Source organism: Nostoc sp. DedQUE12b, assembly GCF_034530835.1.
In the GTDB taxonomy this organism is placed as follows: Bacteria; Cyanobacteriota; Cyanobacteriia; order Cyanobacteriales; family Nostocaceae; genus Nostoc.
Genome location: NZ_JAVRCI010000125.1, coordinates 1 through 15,557, shown reverse-complemented (window position 1 = coordinate 15,557; position 15,557 = coordinate 1). Strand labels below are relative to the sequence as shown.

Genomic DNA, 15,557 nt, shown 5'->3' with positions numbered 1-15,557 from the left:
CAATACGGTTCGGATAAGCATTTTTCACTTTCCTTATGATCTGGGGAAAGGGTAACGGGTAAAGGGGAAAGGATGTATTCAAAACCTTTCCCCTTTCCCCTTTCCCCTTTAACCGAACCGTATTGGGGGGGCAGGGGGGATAAGGGGGACAAAAGGTGAGAACTTGCAATAAATTTTTCCCCTTGTCCCCAATTTTCCTTGTCCCTGCCTTAATTATTTACGCCGACCGGCTTATTACTTACTTTCCTGCATACTTCTAACTAGTTTTGTTACCAGCTTTCTGGGAGTAAATCTTACAGATTCAGCGAGTAGCTTATTTTTAATTCCGGGAATTATAACAGTTTTGTTTTCAAATAGACCACGATAACCGATTTGAGCTACTGTTTCCGCAGTCATAATTTTTTGACCACTTACCAACTTTGAGTCTTCCATTGCGGCTCTTTGTTGAAAACCAGATTCTGTAGGCCCTGGACATAGCGCCGTCACAGAGACACCTGTACCTTCTAATTCATTAGCGATCGCTTCTGAGAACGATAAGACATAGGCTTTACTAGCGTAGTATACTGCCATCAGCGGCCCTGGTTGAAAAGCAGCAGTGGAAGCCAGGTTTAATATTTTTCCAGACCCCCGTTTAACCATACCTTTGAGAAATAACTTGGTTAAATGTGTCAGACATAAGATATTGACTTGTAACAATTGCATTTCAGCATTCAGGTCAATTTCGTTAAATAATCCATAAGTAGCAAACCCAGCATTGTTCACCAACACATCAACATTGATTGATGCTTGTTCTAGCTCCCTGAAAATTTCTTCTGGGGCTGATGGGTTAGATAAATCTTTGGAAATAACTTTGACATCAATGCCAAATTTCTTTTTAAATTCATCAGCGATTTTATTCAACTTGTCCACGCTTCTAGCTACCAATACAAGATTGTAACCATCCTGAGCAAATAATTTCACGAATTCATAACCGATGCCGCCAGATGCACCAGTGATAAGAGCCGTTTGTTTGCGATTAGTCTGCATAATTTTCCTCTATTAACAGCTTGAAATAAATAGACATTTGGTGAAAAAAACTATGTATTAATCCAGAAACATTATATAGATATAGCCTTTATTTATCCATTATTTTTCACTCATGCCTTTTATGAATCATTAGTTATTAGTCATTATTAACTTAACATTCTTTAAGCTTGATTATTTTCTCGCCAGAATAATTAAAAAGTGCTAAGTAAAGATAATTAATCACTGACTACACAACAACCACTTATTTATTTCCATTGGGAAATTTCCAAGCGGACTGCCGCATTTGTTCCTAAGACTTTTTGCCCACGTTCAGGTAAGGAAACATAGGCAACATACACACCTGGACTGGATTCGGAAGTCGGATTTAACTTTGTTACTGGCTCTTTTTCTTGAGAATTCCAACTGTATTTAGCCTCATAAGTGCTATTTGATTCGGCAACATCAGTAATTAGATAGTCAGACCACAAAGGCACTTGGTCGAGATGACTGTCACGCAACCAATTCGTTTCTTGTTTTGTAAAGGAATGCAGTGCTAAACGCAAAGCATATCTACAGGTATTATCGTCACTGGCTGAGTTTCTTGGGATTAAGAAAGCTGTAAATAGGGGGACAGGTTTATCTGTTCGGGTTAACTCTTGTGTAATTGGGCAATAATGAGCGATCGCTTGCTCATATATAGGAATAGGAAGACCACGCAAAGCTACCCTAGTTTCCAGTTGATAAAAATTCTTGTCCAAGTCTTCTAACTCAATATTACTCAGAGAGAGTTTCACCTGGATATCACCAAACAAAAATCGTTGCAGGTTTTGATAACCTTCTTCGGAGTTCAATATGCCATAACGTCCACCATGAGAGCGGTGAACATAAGCACGATGAGATCCAAGGATATAAGCTTTATCAATCTGAACTAGACCATCGCTTTTGACTCCCACAAACTTGCGTGAAAAACCAAAACCTTCTTCATAATCATGTGCATTAGTGCCGATTAGAGAAAAAACGCGGCTTGGCGAAAATGCAGTATCTATGCTTTGTAGTGTTTCTAACTGAAAGTCATCGGGTAACTCAGTTGTTGGCTTGTTAGCTTCAGGTGTTAAATACTGGTACATCCGCTGGGGGCCAAAGTCATCAGAATTATTCAATTGGAACTTGTCTCTAAGGTTTTCAATTAAGCCACCCCCGACCTCAAAATAAATACCACCATGAGGTGTAGCGTAGGTAAAGAATTTGTCAATGTGATCCGCAGCTTGCTTGTTTTCATCTGGATAAATTTTTTGAATCAAGCTGCGACAAACAAGACCTCCCATTGAGTGGCCAACCAGATAAATTTTGTCAGCACCCGTCCTTTCCTTAACATTCTGGATCAAGTCTCTTAAACCCTTAGCTATCTCCTCCATCTCTTGTCGAACTACACTTGAGGAGCCAAAGCTAGGTGTAGATATATCATAAAATCGATAGATCCAAATAGTTTGATGAAGTCGATTGGACAATTTTTTAATCTGATTGCTCACATTCTGATTGTCAACAATCGGTTGATAACCATGATCGGTCATTAGCCGCAGCAATGGACTCTCGAAAAAAAACTTCTGAGGATTTTCCTTCTCATCTACTCGAATATGAGTTGAACCACTATTAAATCCATAAAAGGGATCGTTGACTGTTTGCTCAACGTCTTTTTGCGTACCTGCATATCCACGAACGAAGACGATTGGTAAATACTGCATAATATATATCCTTGCTATTTAATCAATATTTTTTCTCGTTCCCAGGTAAAATCTGGGAACGAGTGCAGAATATCAAGACAAGTTGTCTTAGTACAACATTTTATTAATTCGTAGCGAATTCTCTGCCTTTAAAACACTACGATTTAACACGGGAGCTGTACTTAGAAAGTTTTCACGAACTCAATTAGGGCTTTCTTATCTTCATCTGGGAGATTTGAGCCAAAATAATGACCCTCATCTTCTACAAAGTCAGGAGATTTGTTGGCTCTTAAAAGCACACGTGCTAACTTACCCTTAATTCCACCGCCTGGTTTCAAATCTTGGAAAAGGTTGCCGAGATTGAGAGATGTAATCGCTTCTCTCATATTGATGCTTGCCAGCAAATTCACAGGTGTACCTTTAGGAACAGGAAGCCTAAATCTCGGATTCGGATCTCCTGGGGGAAGCTCTAATTTGGTATCTTTAGATGTCCTGCTGATAATTCCCTCACGCTTTTCAGGCCACAGAAGCTTTTCCATCGCATCCGTATAGGCTTCTACACGTCCTTTCACTGAAGGATCTTCGTTGTAAAGTCCTAGTGTGTTGTTGTGCAGAAGTGGTGCTGTTGCCCAAATGCTCACTAGTGAAGGTGTACGGTAATAACCCAAACCGCCGTCAGGTATCTTAAATTCGATGGGTTTTTTCTCATCGAAGGGGTTGTACAGTGTCAAAGTACCTGGTGAAGGCAGTTCTTTGAACGTCTTCGACGAGAACTGATCCCAAATATGCCCCTTAGCGGCATTTGTCCCTAGCGATCGCGCCGCATTAGTACCAATTAAAGTAACTGGATAACGCTGGTCATCAGACAAGAAGTTGTGGTCGAGGAAATTACTACTGAGTACAGACTCTTCGTACCATTTTTGAGCCTGTTCGGGGTCAGCAGCGATCGCAGCAGATGGCTTTTTGCTGGAATGGCAACCAGCACAAGTGCTGGCAAAAACTAGCTTGCCACGTTTGAGAACTTCCTCATCTTTAGTCAAGAACTGTTCACCACCTGGTGCATCTTTCAGGTGCATCGGCTTGATGCTTTTCAAGAATGCTTCGGCATCAGCCATGCGTGCTTCTGTCTGTCTCCAGCCTTCGCACTCCTTGCGCGCCTTTTCAATATCAAAAGGTTTTTGGGGAGTTCTGCCTAATAAAGGCTCATGAAGACTTGTCCAGTAATCGCCGCACATCCCAATGTTGACGTAGACGCGTAGTGAGGCATTTGCCACTCCTGTAGAGTCTGCACCATCCTTGAGAATATGATTAACATCCTTAATTGAACCATCGTTCATCACCTCTGGATATGTAGGGCGATCGCCTAAATTAAAAATGGCATTAATCGCATTCGGATTATTGATATGATCGGTGGCAATCCGAGAAGTATCAGAAGTTCCAGGTCTTTGAGAATCAAGTACTTGCTTAACAAAACTATTTTCTCCAACGCTGGATGCAAATAATTTATTTTCCTTAATGTACTGATTACCCAATGCTGCTACAAGGTTTTCCCATTTTGGATGTTCCTTGTCTTTGGGTGGATTAAGAGGATCTAACGCTACATGACAGATGGCGCAGGACTGCCCGATCACGTAGGGAGGCTCAACTTGTGAGTCTTTGGCATATTCAACAGGGTTCCATTTCGCCGAGTCGAAGTTGGGGTTGGGGAACTTACGCAACCCAATTACGCCAGTTGAGAGCGGATCTTTACATTTATCTAGCAGCAATCCATATTCATCTGGTGCTGTCGCCTTTTCACATCCAGGATCGTTAATTGCGCCATAACGTTGCAATCGCTCGTCATGCATACGCGAGTCAATCAGCTTTAGCAGGTCAACACCGCCATGTGTTCGCTTTGCTAAATCACGATAGTACTTAGAATTACCGCCAGTCCATAAGTACCAAGTGCAACGACCCCGTTTCTCGGCATCTGTCAAATTCTCCTTTGTGTACTCTGGGAGATAACCGATGCCCTCACAGTTATCAGGGTATTCAGATACACCCGTATCTGAATACTCGGTACTTATGGACGTAGGTGTTTCACTATACTCATCAGCTAGAGCTGTAGGCATTCCATAAAAGCCGCAGACTATAAACATAGTCGCGAATAGGAGGAGCAGACAGCCCTTAAAAATTAGACTTGTCTTTTTCATAAAACTCTCTGGTCATAACACCTAAACCTTTCCCACTGCACCTCACCTTTGCAGAGGTACATTAATGCTTCATCACTAATTTCCCATTTTCCAGATTAGTCTTGGGATATTTTAATGATTAATGTACCCTACTGAGGTTCGTTATATATGAAGTTACTACACAATTTTGTAAAACGTCATCAATAAACTTTTATACATTTATAAATCAAAAATTTAAAAATTTGTAAATTTACAATGGTGTTCAATAACCAATTTGCTATGGTTATATCGATTTCCTACGTGCCTGGTTAAGTTTGTAACAAATTGTTAGCAGCTACTTTTAAGGTTGTCTTAACCTTTTAAGACAAATAAAAGACGGAAAATTCCACTTTTTTTAACAATTGCTCTGTAAATACCGTAGGTTTACAAACTGCAAAAGTCCTTATATAACTGTAAAAACCAATAAGGATAAATATCCATGCTGAAACTTGGTAGGTAAATTTAAGTAACAAAAACTTAATACTTAGCGATCGCATCCGAAAACCTCCACTGTAGATTTGTAGACATAAAAAACTACCCTCCCAAAGACACTAGAAATAATAGTTCTTTGGCGAGACTGTTAGTGCTACGAATAATTTTGATGCCTAATTTTATTGCCGAAATAATATAAAAGACAGAGGAACACATGGAAAACGATATTATCTTTGAACCATTGAGATTCCGTAATCTCACAGTAAAAAATCGGATATTTCGCTCTAGTATTTCTGGCAGATGGGATAACTATGATGGTTCAGGTACTCAAGCCCGAATCAACTGGGAAGAAAAGTTTGCTCGTGGTGGTGTAGGAGCGATTATTAGTTCCTTTGTCCCAGTCGCCATTCGGGGACGAATTATGCCCAATTACGCCACCATTAACTGTGATGAACGTATTCCCTTTTGGCGAAAAGTAGGAGAAAGAGTCCACGAATATGACTGTAAATTTATTTTGCAATTAAGTCATTCGGGGCGACAGCAAGATATTGGTGGTGTAGAAAACTTAGGAAAAAAAGCCTTAAGTTCCACTAGCCAAACTGAGCCATTCCACGGCTTTTTGTGTCAAGCGATGACACTAACAGAGATTAAAGAAACAATTCAATACTTCGCTGATGGTGCTAGACGTGCCCGTGAAGCAGGTTTGGACGGAGTAGAATTGCACAGTGCTAATGGATATCTTTTTAATCAATTTCTCAGTTCTGGAATTAACGACCGTCAAGATGAATATGGTGGTTCATTAGAGAATCGAGCGCGGTTTTTGCTAGATGTAATTAGAGCAATCCGCAAAGAAGTAGGCAACGACTTTCATCTACAATTCAAAATTAGTGCCGTTGACTATAACAACGCCGTCACCTTTTGGGAAAAACCAGGTAATACTATAGAAGATTCCATCCAAGTTTGTAAATGGGCAGAAGAAGCTGGAGCTGATGCCGTCCATGTGTCAACTGGTAGCTTATTTCCTCACCCACTCAATCCCATTGGTGATTTTAATTTTGATGTAATTACTAAAACTTATGACGCCATGTTGTCGAGTGGTGTCGAAACCACACGTAACTACATTTTATTTCGCAAAGCATTTTTGCATCCAATTTTCAATTTTTTATGGAATCGCGTAAAAAAGCAATTGCCTCCTCAAGCATTTAGTGGTGATGATGTAAAAGACCCGAAAATAAAACAGCTACTAATAGAGAACCAAGGCAGAAACTTACTAGATTCTAGAGAAATTAAAAAGCACGTTAATATTCCCGTATTATGTACAGGTGGTTTACAGCAAGCTTCTTATATTCGTCAGGCAATTAGCGATCATTATTGTGATGGCGTCACAATGGCTCGTACCCTAATTGCTAATAATGACCTAGTTAAATCTTTTCAAGCAGGTAAAGACCTGGCAGATAAACCCTGTACTTATTGCAATAAATGTCTGCTGAATGTAATTGAAAATCCTTTGGGTTGTTACGAGCAGGAGCGTTTCAATAGTTATGAAGAGATGATGGAAGAAGTAATGTCAGTCTTTCATGAAACTCAGTTTGCAAATTTATCTAGATAAAAAAGCGATGCCTATCACATCGACAATTTCGCTTAGAAATAATCTCGAAAAAATGGGGAGTGTTTCATGACTGAACAAACAAACCCTACCCTACTTCCAACCTCAATCAAAGGAATCTTCCAGCGGATTTGGGTTGTAATTGTAGGTATTGTAGCAGTAGCAGTATTTTTCCTTTGGCCTGTTTTATCTAACTCCCCAGTGGATTATGCTGATATTGAAAACCACTTTAAATATGGTTCAATCGGCAGCGAACCGGTCAATGGCATCCCTTACTGGATTTGGAAAGTTTTACCAGAATTATTCCCAGATAAATTACCTGGAAAAGGTTATACTTCTTTGGGATTTATCAAAGAACCTAACAAAGATTTACCTATAGGTTTTTCGCAACGGCGAGTCTTTATCGATAGAGTTAGCTTGAATTGTGCTGTATGTCATACAGGAACGCTGCGAAATACTCCCAATAGCGAACATCAAGTCATCACAGCAATGCCTGCTAATGTAGTTAATTTGCAGGGATATATCAAATTCTTATCAGCAGTTGGTGTAGATGAGCGCTTTACTGCTAACCGGATGTTGCCAGAAATTGAAAAAATCAGTGGTGGTCTTAATCCCATTGAAAAATTACTTTATCGCTTCATTGCAATTCCTCAAACCAGAGATGCACTAATTAATCAGGCATCTCGACTTAGTTTCGTTGAAAAACAACCAGATTGGGGGCCAGGAAGAGTAGATACTTTTAATCCTTATAAAGCAATTCAATTCCATTTCCCAATGGATAAATTGCGTGAGGATGAACTGATTGGTACTTCTGATTTCCCTTCCGTTTGGAATCAAAAACCCCGTGAGGGATTGCAGTTACATTGGGATGGTAATAACACTTCCGTTGATGAACGAAATAAGAGTGCAGCTTTAGGCGCTGGAGTCACACCCACAACGATTGATTTGCCTCGAATTCAGAGAGTTGCTGATTGGCTTTGGGAACTACCATCACCAAAATATCCCTACGAAGTTAACGAAACTATAGCAGCGAAGGGAGAACAGCTTTTTGAAAGTAATTGTGCTAGTTGTCACGCTTTTGGTGGTGCATATACAGGCAAAGTTGTCCCAATTCAAGAAATTGGTACAGACCCTCATCGTCTCGACTCATATACCTACAAAACGATGTCTAACCAAAATACTCTGTATACAGGGTATCCGTGGCGCTTTAAGAATTTCCGTAAGACTAATGGCTATGCAAATATGCCCCTTGATGGTGTTTGGTTACGTGGCCCTTATCTGCACAATGGCTCAGTCCCCACCTTACGGGATTTACTAGAAACACCAGAAAATAGACCTAAAGAATTCTATCGTGGCTACGATGTGATTGATAGAGCAAAAGTTGGTTTTGTATCTGATGTCGGTGTAGAAAACGGTAAGCAATACTTTAAGTTCGATACCACAAAACCTGGAAATAGTAACAGTGGTCATTTATATGGTACCGATCTTCCTACAGAAGATAAAAATGCACTAGTTGAGTACATGAAAAAGCTTTAAAAGGAGAAAAAATGAATAATTACGCTAAATGGTTTAGTCGCGTTACTTGGGTTGGCATTATTGTTAATATGCTTTTTGTCATTCCCTCTTGCTTCTTTCCAGAATTAATGCTGACGTTCCTTAAAATGCATATACCAGAGCCAATTATCTGGGTTCGTGCTGCGGGAATGCTGTTGTTTATTATTAGTGCATTTTATATTCCTGGGGCACTTGATCCGTACCGATATCAAGCAACTGCCTGGATATCAATATTTCCTTCAAGAGCTTTTGGATCAACATTTTTCATTTGTGCAGTACTTTTCTTTGGACAAGATAAAGGATTTTTATCCATTGCCTTTGTAGACCTGTTTTTTGGATTAGCGGAACTAATTCTTCTAACCCTAGCAATGCGTAGCAAAATGCAATCGCTGCAATTCCAGTGAAGCAATTATCCTAATTTTATCCCTAGCTTAGTGTAGATATATTCCTGCACTACAAACAGATTCTTCTGCAAAGGAGCAAAAGAGTGCCATGACAATACTTAAAAATAAAATAGGTAGGGTAATCACAAGCATAGTTTTAATTGCGATCGTTTTAGCTGGTGTAGTTGGGTATGTGGGATGGTACAACCTTTTTCGAGAGGTTCCCACATATTATGAATCGCCTGAAGAACACTTTAAATATGGTTCTATTGGCACAGAAGAAGCGCAAGGTGTTCCCTATTGGATTTGGCTGGTACTACCACGAATATTCCCTGATAAATTACCAGGCCCAGGTGGTTATACTTCCTTGGGAATCACATGGGAAGAGGGTAAAGAAATGCCAGTTGGGTTTACGAAAAAAACCATTGGTTTCCCTCGCGTTGGTATAACTTGCGCTGTTTGCCATACTGCCACCTATAGAAAAACAGAGAAAGATAAACCCACAATTGTGGCCGCTGCTCCTGCTAATAAGTTTGATTCGCAAGGCTATTTACGATTTTTGAGTGCAACTGCTGGTGATGCCAGATTTACAGCAGATTATATCCTTGATGAAATCAAATATAATTACAACCTTTCCTGGTTAGAAAATTTACTTTATCGCTATGTGCTAATTCCTCAAACTAAGAAAGCACTGCTGCAACAAAAAGAAGACTATAGTTGGACAGATTCTCGTCCTAACTGGGGGCCTGGTCGAATTGATCCTTTTAATCCAGTTAAATTCAATACTTTGAAGTTGCCTAAAGATAACACAATTGGCAACTCTGATATGATGCCTCTTTGGAATCAAAAGATGCACAAAGGTTTTGCACTCCATTGGGATGGCTTAGAAACTTCACTAACAGAAACTGTTCAAACTGGAGCAATTGGTGATGGTGCTACCAAAAAATCACTTCCTGTAGCCGATTTACAACGAGTAGAAGATTTTATTCAAGAACTACCACCTCCTAAATATCCATTTGCTATTGATGAGCAAGTGGCTGCAAAAGGAAGCCAAATTTTTGCTAATACTTGTGCATCTTGTCACGCGTTTGGTGGGGAAAGAACGGGTACTGTTATCCCTGTGGAAGAAGTGGGAACTGACCGTCATCGGTTAGATATGTGGACGCAAGAAGGAGCGGATACTTACAATCATTTTGGTGATGGCTACCCTTGGGACTTCAAAAACTTACGTAAAACCAATGGGTATGTATCCGTTTCCCTAGATGGATTATGGTTAAGAGCGCCATATTTACATAATGGTTCAGTCCCATCTCTACAAGATTTGTTCGAGAAACCAGAGAATCGTCCTCAAGTTTTCTATCGGGGATATGATGTCTACGATCCGAAAAAAGTTGGTTTTATTACTGAGGGAGATGAAGCCAAAGCTATAGGTTTTAAATACGATACCAAGGTAACTGCTAATTCAAATCAGGGGCATATTTATGGCACTGATTTATCTGATGAAAATAAAAAAGCTTTGATTGAGTATCTGAAAACTCTGTAATGAAGCTTGTTTGCTAAATCCTGACGTTAATCATTTACTAGCAACCGCTCAAAAATAGAATTGGAGATCATCGTGAAACCATATTTACCACAAAAAGATCCTGATGTTAATGTCCGAATCAATTGGCTAGATAAAAATCGAGAAGAGTACAAATTTAATTACGATTATCTAGCTCCCCTACCAGTCATTGATAAAGTTCCTCACAAGGAAATATTCTCGGCGGAATATACTGCTAAACGTTTGGCAAGTATGGCAACTCTTGCACCAAATATGCTAGCTGCTAAAGCCAGAAACTTCTTAGATCCATTGGATGAATTGGAAGAATATGAAGAACTTTTATCACTCCTACCAAAACCCGATGTCATAAAAAATTACAAAACCGACTCTTGTTTTGCGGAACAACGACTCTCTGGAGCGAACCCATTAGCTATCCAAAAAATTGATGTATTACCTGATAATTTTGCTGTCACGGATGCACATTTTCAGAAGGTTGCAGGTACAGGATTTACTTTGGAAAAAGCACTTAAGGAAGGCAAGCTGTATTTCTTAGATTATCCTTTGTTATCTAATATTCAAGGTGGTGTCTACGATAATGTTAAAAAGTACCTTCCCAAGCCACAAGCTCTATTTTATTGGCAAAGTAATGATAGTCCTAATGGTGGTTCTCTAGTACCTGTTGCCATTCAGATTAATCATGACTCTGGTGCAAAAAGCGTGATTTATACACCAGATGACCCCCATTTAGATTGGTTTTTAGCAAAAACCTGCGTTCAAATTGCTGATGGCAACCATCAAGAATTGGGTAGTCATTTTGCCTATACCCATGCAGTTATGGCTCCCTTTGCGATTGTAACTGCGCGGCAACTCGCAGAAAATCATCCCATCGCTTTACTTTTAAAACCCCACTTCCGTTTCATGCTATTTGATAACGATTTGGGACGCACTCAGTTTTTACAACCTGGAGGCCCGGTTGATGAGTTTATGGCAGGTTCCTTGGCGGAGTCTCTTGGATTTGTGGCAAAGGTTTATGAAGAATGGAGTGTGGAAAAGTTTACCTTCCCTCGGTTAATAAAAAGTCGTCAAACAGACGATCCAGAAATTTTACCGCACTTTCCTTTCCGGGACGATGGCATATTAATTTGGAATGCTGTCGAAAAGTTTGTGGCTGAATACTTGCAACTCTATTACAAAACCTCACAGGATATCAGTGACGACTATGAGTTGCAAAATTGGGCTAGAGAATTAGTAGCTCAAGATGGTGGTAGAGTCAAGGGAATGCCAGCCAAGATTGAGACTCTAGAACAACTGATTGAAATCATCAGTGTGGTAGTATTCACTTGCGCTCCTCTACACTCTGCTTTGAATTTTTCTCAGTACGAATATATGGCTTTTGTACCCAATATGCCCTATGCAGCCTACCATCCAATTCCAGAAACTAAAGGTGTGGATTTGGAAACTATTATGAAGATACTTCCTCCCTTTAAACAAGCTGCCGACCAGGTGATGTGGACTGAGATTTTAACATCGTACCACTATGACAAATTGGGTTTTTATGATGAGGAGTTTGCCGACCCGTTGGCGCAGGAAATTGTGGTGCAATTTCAACAGAATTTGCATGAAATAGAGCGGCAAATAGACATTAGAAATCAAACTCGCCCCATACCTTATAACTACTTCAAGCCTTCGGAAATTATTAATAGCATTAATACTTGAATTAGTTTTAGTAAAAAAGAGGAATCACAATGTCAAATCAGAAAGTAACCGTCACCGCTCGATTAAAAGTGAAGCCAGGTTTGGAAGACAATTTTAAGCAGGAATTTCAACCTGTAATAGCTCTCACTCTTACAGAAGAAGGTTGTATTAATTACGATTTGCACCAATCTGTTGACGACCCATCTTTGTTTCTGTTACATGAAAACTGGGTCAGCCAAGAAATTTTAGCTCAACACCTAGAGCAGCCGTATATTAAAGCTTTAGGGGAAAAATCAGGACAATTTTTAGTGGAACCACCTGAAGTCAGGTTATGGCAGCAGATTGCGAACAATTAATTCCTAGCTGGTGATAATAATGACATCAAGGGTGTTATTGTATGGTGCAACTGGCTATGCTGGAAAACTCATTGCTGAATCTGCTAAAAATAACGGACAGGAATTAATTTTAGCTGGACGCAATCAAAGTTCACTAGCAGCTGTAGCCAATGAATTAAGTTTGGACTTTCGGGTTTTTGGCTTAGACGATTCGCAAGCGATCGCTCGCTCTCTTGAGGATATAATTGCTGTCATCAATTGCTCTGGGCCTTTCTCCAAAACCTCAAAGCCACTTGTCGATGCTTGCCTGCGAACTAAAACTCATTATTTAGACATCGCTGGCGAAGTACCTGAATTTCAGGCGCTACAAGCACGAGATGCGGAGGCTAAAAGTGCAGGGATAATGCTTCTCCCTGGTGTGGGATTTGGAGTTGTCCCTACTGATTGTGTAGCTGCTTACCTCAAACAGAAGTTAGCAATTGCAACGCGACTGATTTTAATCTATGAAACAGTGGGCGGTGTATCTCAGGGAACTGCAAATACAGTACTGCCAACTTTACATCATATCGGGGTAGTCCGAGAAGCAGGTAAGCTCATCCCATCTCGCCCAGCATCGAAAAGACGTAAAGTTGATTTTGGTTATGGCCCGGTGACAGCAGTAACAAACCCTTGGCGTGCTGATATTTTCACTGCTTTCCAAAGTACGGGTATTCCCAATATTGAGGTTTATACCGTATTTCCTAATCCTGTGCGCTTTCTGATGGAGTCGAGCCAGTATTCGGGATGGTTATTTAACTCGTCTTTATTCCAAAATGCTTTAGCAAGTATAATTAAAACTCTACCCACTGGGCCAACGGCAGCAGAACGAGCCAAGGGGCAAGTTAGAGTAATTGGTATTGCTGAGGATGAAACTGGTCAACAAGTAACTGCGAAGCTCTTAGGGCCGGAAGCATACGATTTTACGGCATTGGCGGCTGTAGCAGTGTTCAAACGGGTAATTAAAGGCGAAGTTAAGGTAGGATTCCAGACTCCTGCATCTGTATATGGCGCAGATTTTGTCCTTGAGATTCCGGGAGTTACCGGGTTCGAGTAAGGATATAACAGAAATGGCACAAAGAAAACGTGAAACCTGCTCAGGGCAGGGTATAGGGGGTAGGGGATAGGGTGTAGGAGAAAATCAAGAAAATTAAAAACAAGTGCGAACATTAATAAATTTCTTTGCTACGCAACGCTGGCGCAAACGTCACTACACCCCACACCCAAAAACCTTATCAATAGTGGATTTACCGATATCTTAGTGCCATTCGGATATGACAGAAAGCTGGGTTTTTTAGGCTTGATAGCAAAAAAACCCGGCTTTTTTTTGCAGACTTAACTTGCTAATTTGGTGTGAATGAGGAGAGAATCTATCAGTCAAGCCAAACTAACTTTCCAAAACGTAATAGTGGATGTTACCGAATTAGTCAAAGTTTCAATTATTCTCTTGGTTCTGGCTACAGGTGTAGCTTTGTTGTCCCGACGGTTGGGAATTCCTTATGTTACGGGTTTAGTAATAGCAGGTTTGCCCATCACTGAGTTATTGTCTCGTCGGATTGGTTTAAGTCCAACCCTTGTTTTGAATCTTTTCTTACCAATTCTCATCTTTGAAGCTGGTATTAATACAGATGTCAGCCGCTTACGCAGCACCTTTAAACCAATTGCCTTACTAGCTGGGCCAGGGGCTGTGATTTCCAGTGCGATTATTGCCGTCCTATTGAAATTTGTCCTGGGACTGAGTTGGATACCTGCATTATTTGTCGGAGTAATTCTGGCAAACACTGATACTGTTTCCATGATTGCTGTATTTAAGGAGATACCAGTACCCTCGCGGCTTTCCACTATCGTTGAAGGGGAAACTTTATTCAATGATGCCGCTGCCTTAGTTTCCTTCAACTTGATCGTGCAAGTATATTCAACAGGCTCACTCACATTTATAGAGGGAATCCAACAACTGCTATTTATCTCTCTAGGTGGCTGCGTTGTAGGGTTAGTCTTGGGCTACTTGAGTATACCTGTATTCGCCCGTTTAGATGACGCTCTTAGCAGTCTTTTACTGACAGTTGCAGTTGCATTAGGAACTTTTCAGGTTGGGCAATTTCTTGGTGTATCAGGCCCTGTGGCTGTAGTTGTTGCTGGATTAATTTTCGGGAATTTAGGGCTTTCTCGCAATACTTCTGCTTCTAGCCGCATCACTTTATTGAGTTTTTGGGAATATGCCAGTTTTACTGTCAACACCTTTATTTTTCTGTTGATTGGTGTAGAAATAAACTTGGTAACGCTTTGGAAAACTTTACCTGCAATTCTACTTGCAGTTTTAGCTTATCAAGTCGGGCGAGTTCTTACAGTCTATCCACTGCTAGCATTAGTTCGTTGGATTGACCGCCCAATTCCGCTGCGCTGGCAACATTTACTGTTTTTAGGCAATATCAAAGGTTCACTCTCAATGGCTCTGGCATTGAGCTTACCTACTACACTGCCTGGGCGAGAGGTCCTGATAGCTATAGTCTTCGGCTGTGTGGTGGTGTCGTTAGTCGGACAGGGTTTAAGTTTGCCTTGGGTGGTAAAACGCTTAAAATTATCTAAATTTTCCGAAGTTCAACAACAGGTTGAAGAATTACAAGCCCAATTGATGACGGGTAAGGCGGCACAAGATGAATTAGATAGCCTGTTGAAATCAGGGGTATTACCAAAAGCCGTTTATGAAGAGATGCGTTCAGCTTATCAGGTACGAATTGCCGGTGCAGAAAAAACACTACGGGAACTATATAATCGTCGCCCTGATGAGGTTGAAGGTGGAAGTGGGAAGAGCAGTAAACTTGAAGCCATTCGTCGACGTTTACTGCTGGCAGAAAAAGGAGCGCTCAATGAGGCAATGCGGAAGCGAATTCTCTCAGAAGAAATTGTGCGCGGACGGATACAAACTCTTGATGAACAATTGTTGAAATTAGAAGATGATTAAATATAGGGCATTGGGCATGGGGGATAGTCTGTGCTTCGTTGATGAACCTCTGAGCTTCGTTGATGAACCTCTGAGCTT

At 40.5% G+C, this 15,557-nt stretch carries 11 protein-coding genes; 8 read left to right on the top strand and 3 right to left on the bottom strand.

Translation table 11 applies throughout. The features are described from left to right. Window positions 1-234 precede the first annotated feature (234 nt). The 3 genes from RMY16_RS31570 to RMY16_RS31560 all read right to left on the bottom strand — a co-directional run bounded on the left by RMY16_RS31570 (window position 235) and on the right by RMY16_RS31560 (window position 4,837). Window positions 235-1,026 (bottom strand): SDR family oxidoreductase, encoded by a 792-nt coding sequence (locus tag RMY16_RS31570; protein ID WP_322739674.1) that lies wholly within the window; start codon window positions 1,024-1,026, stop codon window positions 235-237. 245 nt (window positions 1,027-1,271) lie between these two features. After that, entirely contained in the window at window positions 1,272-2,747 is a 1,476-nt protein-coding gene (locus RMY16_RS31565) for a lipase family alpha/beta hydrolase (protein ID WP_322739673.1), read from the bottom strand. A gap of 161 nt (window positions 2,748-2,908) precedes the next feature. Beyond that, entirely contained in the window at window positions 2,909-4,837 is a 1,929-nt protein-coding gene (locus tag RMY16_RS31560; protein ID WP_322739672.1) for a hypothetical protein, read from the bottom strand. 745 nt (window positions 4,838-5,582) lie between these two features. On the opposite strand from RMY16_RS31560, the gene RMY16_RS31555 reads away from it, so the two are divergent. From RMY16_RS31555 to RMY16_RS31520, 8 genes are all read left to right on the top strand, one after another. Next, on the top strand, window positions 5,583-6,977 hold the full coding sequence (locus RMY16_RS31555) for an NADH:flavin oxidoreductase (protein ID WP_322739671.1): 1,395 nt from the start codon (window positions 5,583-5,585) through the stop codon (window positions 6,975-6,977). 66 nt (window positions 6,978-7,043) lie between these two features. Next, window positions 7,044-8,510 (top strand): c-type cytochrome, encoded by a 1,467-nt coding sequence (locus tag RMY16_RS31550; RefSeq protein WP_322739670.1) that lies wholly within the window; start codon window positions 7,044-7,046, stop codon window positions 8,508-8,510. An 11-nt stretch (window positions 8,511-8,521) separates the two neighbouring features. Further along, a complete protein-coding gene (locus RMY16_RS31545) occupies window positions 8,522-8,932 on the top strand; it encodes a hypothetical protein (RefSeq protein ID WP_289798300.1) in 411 nt (136 codons plus the stop codon). An 88-nt stretch (window positions 8,933-9,020) separates the two neighbouring features. Next, on the top strand, window positions 9,021-10,454 hold the full coding sequence (locus tag RMY16_RS31540) for a c-type cytochrome (RefSeq protein ID WP_322739669.1): 1,434 nt from the start codon (window positions 9,021-9,023) through the stop codon (window positions 10,452-10,454). Window positions 10,455-10,526: 72 nt separating this feature from the next. After that, window positions 10,527-12,167: a lipoxygenase family protein gene (locus RMY16_RS31535; RefSeq protein WP_322739668.1), complete on the top strand. Its 1,641-nt coding sequence runs from the start codon at window positions 10,527-10,529 to the stop codon at window positions 12,165-12,167. Between the two features lie 29 nt (window positions 12,168-12,196). Next, the gene (locus tag RMY16_RS31530) at window positions 12,197-12,502 is read left to right on the top strand and encodes a putative quinol monooxygenase (protein ID WP_322739667.1); all 306 of its coding nucleotides are present in this window, start codon (window positions 12,197-12,199) and stop codon (window positions 12,500-12,502) included. Window positions 12,503-12,521: 19 nt separating this feature from the next. Beyond that, complete coding sequence (locus tag RMY16_RS31525) at window positions 12,522-13,574, top strand: saccharopine dehydrogenase family protein (RefSeq protein ID WP_322739666.1); 1,053 nt, start codon at window positions 12,522-12,524, stop codon at window positions 13,572-13,574. Between the two features lie 351 nt (window positions 13,575-13,925). Beyond that, window positions 13,926-15,479, top strand: coding sequence for a cation:proton antiporter (locus RMY16_RS31520; RefSeq protein ID WP_322739675.1), 1,554 nt, complete (start codon window positions 13,926-13,928; stop codon window positions 15,477-15,479). Window positions 15,480-15,557 lie beyond the last annotated feature (78 nt).

What these genes read in the sequence shown, in the direction of transcription:
- RMY16_RS31545 (WP_289798300.1), top strand. Translation starts at nt 8,522, where the DNA reads ATGAATAATTACGCTAAATGGTTTAGTCGCGTTACTTGGGTTGGCATT.
- RMY16_RS31555 (WP_322739671.1), top strand. Translation starts at nt 5,583, where the DNA reads ATGGAAAACGATATTATCTTTGAACCATTGAGATTCCGTAATCTCACA.
- RMY16_RS31540 (WP_322739669.1), top strand. Translation starts at nt 9,021, where the DNA reads ATGACAATACTTAAAAATAAAATAGGTAGGGTAATCACAAGCATAGTT.
- RMY16_RS31530 (WP_322739667.1), top strand. Translation starts at nt 12,197, where the DNA reads ATGTCAAATCAGAAAGTAACCGTCACCGCTCGATTAAAAGTGAAGCCA.
- RMY16_RS31525 (WP_322739666.1), top strand. Translation starts at nt 12,522, where the DNA reads ATGACATCAAGGGTGTTATTGTATGGTGCAACTGGCTATGCTGGAAAA.
- RMY16_RS31550 (WP_322739670.1), top strand. Translation starts at nt 7,044, where the DNA reads ATGACTGAACAAACAAACCCTACCCTACTTCCAACCTCAATCAAAGGA.
- RMY16_RS31565 (WP_322739673.1), bottom strand. Translation starts at nt 2,747, where the DNA reads ATGCAGTATTTACCAATCGTCTTCGTTCGTGGATATGCAGGTACGCAA.
- RMY16_RS31560 (WP_322739672.1), bottom strand. Translation starts at nt 4,837, where the DNA reads ATGCCTACAGCTCTAGCTGATGAGTATAGTGAAACACCTACGTCCATA.
- RMY16_RS31570 (WP_322739674.1), bottom strand. Translation starts at nt 1,026, where the DNA reads ATGCAGACTAATCGCAAACAAACGGCTCTTATCACTGGTGCATCTGGC.